Source organism: Klebsiella sp. OBRC7 (genome assembly GCF_000293135.1).
In the GTDB taxonomy this organism is placed as follows: domain Bacteria; phylum Pseudomonadota; class Gammaproteobacteria; order Enterobacterales; family Enterobacteriaceae; genus Klebsiella; species Klebsiella michiganensis.
This window is the reverse complement of record NZ_ALNJ01000008.1, coordinates 1-5,726: the sequence shown is the minus strand read 5'-3', so window position 1 is coordinate 5,726 and position 5,726 is coordinate 1. Positions and strand designations below refer to the sequence as shown.

Annotated in this window: 6 protein-coding genes; 1 reads left to right on the top strand and 5 read right to left on the bottom strand. The window is 58.8% G+C overall.

Annotated features, from left to right (window positions below):
• Positions 1 to 94: 94 nt before the first annotated feature.
• Positions 95 to 1,837 carry a gamma-glutamyltransferase gene (gene ggt, locus HMPREF1144_RS01950; RefSeq protein ID WP_009651697.1) on the bottom strand — a complete coding sequence of 581 codons (1,743 nt, stop codon included), beginning with the start codon at positions 1,835 to 1,837 and terminating at the stop codon, positions 95 to 97.
• Between the two features lie 120 nt (positions 1,838 to 1,957).
• Between ggt and HMPREF1144_RS01945 the strand changes: the two genes are divergently transcribed.
• Positions 1,958 to 2,278 carry a DUF2756 family protein gene (locus HMPREF1144_RS01945; RefSeq protein ID WP_004855016.1) on the top strand — a complete coding sequence of 107 codons (321 nt, stop codon included), beginning with the start codon at positions 1,958 to 1,960 and terminating at the stop codon, positions 2,276 to 2,278.
• Between the two features lie 23 nt (positions 2,279 to 2,301).
• Here the strand turns inward: HMPREF1144_RS01945 and ugpQ are convergent, their stop codons facing one another.
• The 4 genes from ugpQ to ugpA all read right to left on the bottom strand — a co-directional run.
• Positions 2,302 to 3,042, bottom strand: a complete 741-nt coding sequence (gene ugpQ, locus HMPREF1144_RS01940) for a glycerophosphodiester phosphodiesterase (protein WP_009651698.1) — start codon at positions 3,040 to 3,042, stop codon at positions 2,302 to 2,304.
• Complete coding sequence (locus tag HMPREF1144_RS01935) at positions 3,039 to 4,109, bottom strand: sn-glycerol-3-phosphate import ATP-binding protein UgpC (RefSeq protein ID WP_009651699.1); 1,071 nt, start codon at positions 4,107 to 4,109, stop codon at positions 3,039 to 3,041. The genes ugpQ and HMPREF1144_RS01935 overlap by 4 nt, the downstream gene beginning before the upstream one ends.
• A 1-nt stretch (position 4,110) precedes the next feature.
• Positions 4,111 to 4,956, bottom strand: coding sequence for a sn-glycerol-3-phosphate ABC transporter permease UgpE (gene ugpE, locus HMPREF1144_RS01930; protein ID WP_004116045.1), 846 nt, complete (start codon positions 4,954 to 4,956; stop codon positions 4,111 to 4,113).
• Positions 4,953 to 5,726: sn-glycerol-3-phosphate ABC transporter permease UgpA (gene ugpA, locus HMPREF1144_RS01925; RefSeq protein ID WP_009651700.1), on the bottom strand; the 774-nt coding region annotated here is incomplete at its 5' end. The genes ugpE and ugpA, both read right to left, overlap by 4 nt.

Genomic DNA, 5,726 nt, shown 5'->3' with positions numbered 1-5,726 from the left:
GGTGAATATGTCGATGCCTACTTTATGGCGCGGCTGAAGGGGTGAGCTCAACGAACCCTCTCCCGGCAGGGAGAGGGTCGGAGTGAGGATAAACCTAATACCCTGCCGTTAAATCATCCGGGGAACGCGGATCGGATGCGCCGTACAGCGTGCCGTCCGGGCCAACCATAATACTCTGGGTGCTGCCCATCGCCTCTTTCACCGCCACTTTCTGCCCTTTGCTCTCCAGCAGCTTCAGCGTATCCGGGCTAAATCCCTTCTCTACACGCAGTTCGTCCGGCAGCCATTGATGATGGAAGCGCGGTGCGTTGGTGGCTTCCGCGACGTTCATTCCGAAATCAATGGTATTCACCACCATCTGCAGGACGGTGGTGATGATGCGGCTGCCGCCGGGGCTACCGGTCACCAGCCAGGTTTTGCCATCTTTCACCACAATCGTTGGCGACATCGACGACAGCGGACGTTTTTTCGGCTCGACGGCGTTGGCGTCACCGCCCACCAGCCCGTAGACGTTTGGCACGCCGGGTTTAGCTGAGAAATCATCCATCTGATTATTCAGCAGAATGCCGGAGTTCCCCGCCACGATGCCGGTTCCAAAGGTCGTATTCAGCGTATAGGTCACGGCAACGGCGTTACCGTCCTTATCCACCACCGAGAAATGGGTGGTCTGATTGCTTTCATACGGCGCCAGCTTACCGGGGCGAATCTGGCTCGACGGCTTCGCCTTATTGATATCAATCTGCTCAGCGATCGATTTGGCGTACGCTTTGCTGGTCAGCGCCTGCCACGGCACCTTGACGAAGTCCGGATCGCCAAGGTATTCCGAACGGTCGGCATAGGCGTGCTTTTCGGCTTCCGCCATCACCTGCATGGCGTCGGCGCTGCCGAAGCCGTACTTATGCATATCGAAGTTTTCGAGGATATTCAGGATCTGCACGATATGAATGCCCCCGGACGATGGGGGCGGCATCGAGAACACCTGATAGCCGCGATACTCGCCGCTCACCGGCGTACGTTCGACCGCTTTGTAATTCGCCAGATCCGCTTTGGTGATAAGCCCGCCGTTATTCTTCATCTCAGCGGCAATCTGGTCGGCAATCGCGCCTTTATAGAAGGCATCCGGCCCCAGCTCGGCAATCAGCTCCAGGCTTTTCCCCAGCTGTTTTTGCACCAGCTTATCGCCCTTTTTCAGCGGCTCGCCGTTTTTCCAGAAGATAGCCCGGCTGTTGGCATGGTCGGGGATCACTTCGCTGCCGTAGGTTTTCAGGTCGTCGGCCAGCGCATCATTTACCGTGAAGCCCTCTTCGGCCAGCTTAATCGCCGGGCGAATCACTTTGTTGAGCGGCATCGTGCCGTATTTTTCCAGCGCGAGGGAGAACCCGGCGACGGTGCCCGGCGTGCCGGAAGCCAGATGCGAGGTCAGCGATTTCTTGCTGTCCGGGTTGCCCTGATCGTCGAGAAACATATCCCGGGTGGCCTGTTCCGGGGCCATCTCGCGGAAGTCGATCGCCGTGGTATTACCGTCTTTGGTCCGCAGCATCATAAACCCGCCGCCGCCGATATTACCGGCCTGCGGATGGGTGACCGCCAGCGCGTAGCCCACCGCCACGGCGGCATCGACCGCGTTGCCGCCCTGACGCAGAATATCCACGCCTACCTTCGTTGCCAGCGCGTCCACCGAGGCCACCATCCCCTGCTGAGCGCGGACCGGGTGAAAAACATCCTCCTCTACGCCATAAGATACCGGCGGAGGGACGGGATCTGCCGCAACGGTAAAACTGCCGCCCGCCAGCAACGCAGCGATGACCACCTGACGCCAGAGCGTTGTTCTTATCATTGTCATACTCCTGAATGATGTTTTTATTTACCCATAATCCTGGATGATAAGTCCTAAAAGATCATTGTTGCGCCGGAAAGGGAGTAAACTTAAGCGATCCCACGAAGTGAGGAGAGAACAATGAAAGCAATGTTATATCTGGCGGCGCTGCTCCCGCTGAGCGTCATGGCGCAGCCGATCAATATCGACAATAACCCCAATCAGCCGGGGTACGTGGTGCCCAGCCAGCAGCGAATGCAAAATCAGATGCAGACCCAGCAAATGCAGCAGCAAAACAATCTTAAGCAGGGTATTCAAAGCCAGTCGCGCGCGCAGCAGCAGCATCTTCAGACGCAGTTGAATAACGATCGGCAGCGGGTACAGCAGAATAACAATCTGACCCGTGAGCAGCCTCTCCCTAACACCAACGGTGGGATGCTGCAGCGCCAGACGACCCCGTAAGGGCCGCCTGACGCAGAAGTGAATTACGCCGGGAAGTTGGGGCCGATGACGTCAATTGCATCGGTGCAGATACTGTCCACGCCCCAACGCAGCAGCTCGGCGGCACGCTGCGGTTTGTCAACGGTATAGACCAGAATATGCAGGCCCGCGGCCTTCAGGCTCGCCACGCGCGCTTCATCCAGCAGCTTATGATTGAGGTGAATAGAGACGCAGCCGAGACGTGCGGTCAGTTCGCGCCAGTCGTTGCGCCACTCATCCAGCAGCAGCCCGCGCGGCAGTTCGGGCACCGCCTCCTGCGCGGCTTCCAGCGCATCAACGTCAAACGATGAGAGCAGCGGCGGCGTCATCCCCTGCCACAGCTCACGCGCCCCCAGCGCCACCGCTTTGCCGGTCAGCGGCCCGGTGCCGGTGGTCGGTTTAATTTCGATATTGGCCATCATGCCGTGCTGACGGCAGCGGTCGGCCACCTCGCTCAGCAGCGGCAGCGGCTCGCCTTTGAACTCGCCGCTGTACCAGCTGCCGGCATCCACTTTTAGCAGATCGTTCCACGCCAGTTCGCCCGCCACGCCCCAGCCGTTGCTGGTGCGTTCGAGATTGTCATCGTGCAGTAAAAAAATCTGCCCGTCTTTCGATAACTTCGCATCAAACTCAATCATCGTATGGCCGTAACGAGCGCCGGTATCGATGGCCGCCAGGGTATTTTCCGGGGCCAGTTTACCGCCGCCGCGGTGGGCGACGATATGAGGATAAGGCCAGTGACTCATGCGCGTTGTCCTGTTTCACTATCAAAAAGATGCAGACTTTCCTGCGGCAGATGCAGCCACAGGGTGCTGCCCGCCTGCGGACGCTGCTGGTGCGGCAGCCGGACCACCAGCTTTTGCTCGCACCAGCGCCCGTGGGCGAGGTTATCGGCACCTAAAATTTCCAGCGTATCCATCACCAGCGGTACGCCACCTTCCGCCTCGGAGCTTAATGCAAAATGTTCCGGACGGATACCCAGGGTCATCTTACGCCCGGCATAGCGGCGATGCTCGCCGTTGATGGGTAAAAGCATCCCGCCCTCAAGCTCGAAGCGGCTACCGTCGTCGCTGACCCGGCCTTCCAGCAGGTTCATTGCCGGGCTGCCGATAAAGCTCGCGACAAAGCGGCTGGCCGGTTTTTCGTAGACCTCGACCGGCGTACCAATCTGCTCGGCGATGCCTTTATTCATCACCATCACCCGCTGCGCGAGGGTCATGGCTTCCACCTGATCGTGCGTCACGTACAGCGAGGTGGTTTTCAGCCGGCGGTGCAGCAGCTGCAGCTCCAGACGCATCTGCACGCGCAGTTTGGCATCGAGGTTGGAGAGCGGCTCATCAAACAGGAATACCGCCGGGTCGCGCACGATAGCCCGCCCCATCGCCACGCGCTGGCGCTGGCCGCCGGAGAGTTCGCGCGGACGGCGCTTCAGCAGGCCGTCCAGCTCCAGAATGCGCGCCGCTTCCTGGACGCGTTCGGCAATTAATCCTTTACCTAAACCGCGAATTTTCAGGCCCCACGCCATATTCTCTTCCACGCTCATATGCGGGTAGAGGGCGTAGTTCTGGAACACCATCGCAATACCGCGATCTTTCGGTTCCATTTCGGTGACGCGCTTGCGGTCGATCCAGATATCGCCGCTGGTGACCCGCTCCAGGCCCGCCACCATGCGCAGCAGGGTTGATTTTCCGCAGCCCGAGGGGCCCACCATTACGATAAATTCGCCGTCCGCGACGTCCAGCGTCAGCGGCTGGATCACCTGGGTTTTGCCATCCCAGCTTTTGGTTACTGCCTGTAGCTTAAGTCCTGCCATTTTATTTCTCACTATCCACTAAACCACGCACAAACGCGCGCTGCATGGCTAAAACGATGACAACCGGAGGAATCAGCGTGAGCAGCATCGCCGCCATCACCTGATTCCACTGCGTGGTGCCCTGGCCGATGGCGATCATCCCTTTGATGCCCGCGACCGCCGTGCCGAGATTCACGTCGGTAATGATCAGCAGCGGCCACAGATACTGGTTCCAGCCGTAGATAAAGGTGATGACGAACAGCGCCGCCAGGTTGGTTTTCGACAGCGGCAGCACGATGTCGCGAAAGAAGCGCATCGGCGACGCGCCGTCGATACGTGCGGCCTCTATCAGCTCGTCCGGCAGGGTCATAAAGAACTGGCGGAACAGGAAGGTGGCGGTCGCCGAGGCCATCAGCGGCAGGGTGAGCCCGGCATAGCTGTCGAGCATTTTCAGGTTGGCGATCACTTCCACCGTCGGGAAAATACGCACCTCAACCGGCAGCATCAGCGTGATGAAGATCATCCAGAAGAACAGGTTGCGCAGCGGAAAACGAAACCAGACGATGGCGAAAGCGGAGAGCATCGAGACCGTAATTTTGCCCACCGTGATGCCGAAGGCCATGATGAAGCTGTTGAGCATCATCAGCCAGAACGGCGCGCTATTGGCCCCTACGCCGTTCACCCAGATAAACTTCATGTTTTCGAGCAGATGCCCGCCGGGAATCAGCGTCATCGGCGTATCAAAAACCGCTTTACTGTCCAGCGTCGCCGCGACAAAGGCGACATACAGCGGAAACAGAATGACCGCGATCCCTAAAATCAGCATGGTATGGCTGAAAATCGTCAGCCCGCGTCGATTCTCAATCATTGGTAGCGCACCTTTCGTTCAACGTAGCGGAACTGCACCACCGTCAGAATGATGACGAGGAACATCAACACCACCGACTGGGCGGCGGAAGCGGAAAGGTCGAGCCCGGCAAAACCTTCACGATAGATCTTATAAATCAGCGTTGTCGTCGCCTGAACCGGCCCGCCGCCGGTTGCGGCATCGATAACCGGGAAGGTATCGAAGAAGGCGTATACCAGGTTCACTACCAGCAGGAAGAAGCTCACCGGGGCGATCAGCGGCAGCGCCAGCCTGAAGAAGCGGCGAACCGGACCGGCGCCGTCAATCGCGGCGGCTTCTACCAGCGAGCGGGGAATAGATTGCAGCGCGGCGAAGAAGAACAGGAAGTTGTAACTAATCTGCTTCCACACCGAGGCGAAAACCACGAGGAACATCGCCTGGCCGCTGTTCTGCGCGTGGTTCCAGTCGTAGCCCATCTCACCGAGGAGATGCGTAATCAGCCCGCGTCCGGGGTTGAACAAGAAGATCCACAGCACCGCCGCGACTGCGGGCGCAACGGCATAAGGCAGCAGCATCAGCGTCTGATAGAAGCGGCTGCCGCGCACCACGTAATCCACCAGCGCGGCGAAAAACAGCGAGATCAGCAGGCCGCTAACGGTAACCATCGTGCTGAACTTAATGGTGGTCCAGAAGGAGTCCAGGTAGTACGGGTCCTGGAAGAGGGCTAAAAAGTTATCCAGGCCGACAAACTGGCTGGAGAGCCCAAACGGATCGACGCTCTGCAGCGAATA

What these genes read in the sequence shown, in the direction of transcription:
- HMPREF1144_RS01935 (WP_009651699.1), bottom strand. Translation starts at nt 4,109, where the DNA reads ATGGCAGGACTTAAGCTACAGGCAGTAACCAAAAGCTGGGATGGCAAA.
- ggt (WP_009651697.1), bottom strand. Translation starts at nt 1,837, where the DNA reads ATGATAAGAACAACGCTCTGGCGTCAGGTGGTCATCGCTGCGTTGCTG.
- HMPREF1144_RS01945 (WP_004855016.1), top strand. Translation starts at nt 1,958, where the DNA reads ATGAAAGCAATGTTATATCTGGCGGCGCTGCTCCCGCTGAGCGTCATG.
- ugpE (WP_004116045.1), bottom strand. Translation starts at nt 4,956, where the DNA reads ATGATTGAGAATCGACGCGGGCTGACGATTTTCAGCCATACCATGCTG.
- ugpQ (WP_009651698.1), bottom strand. Translation starts at nt 3,042, where the DNA reads ATGAGTCACTGGCCTTATCCTCATATCGTCGCCCACCGCGGCGGCGGT.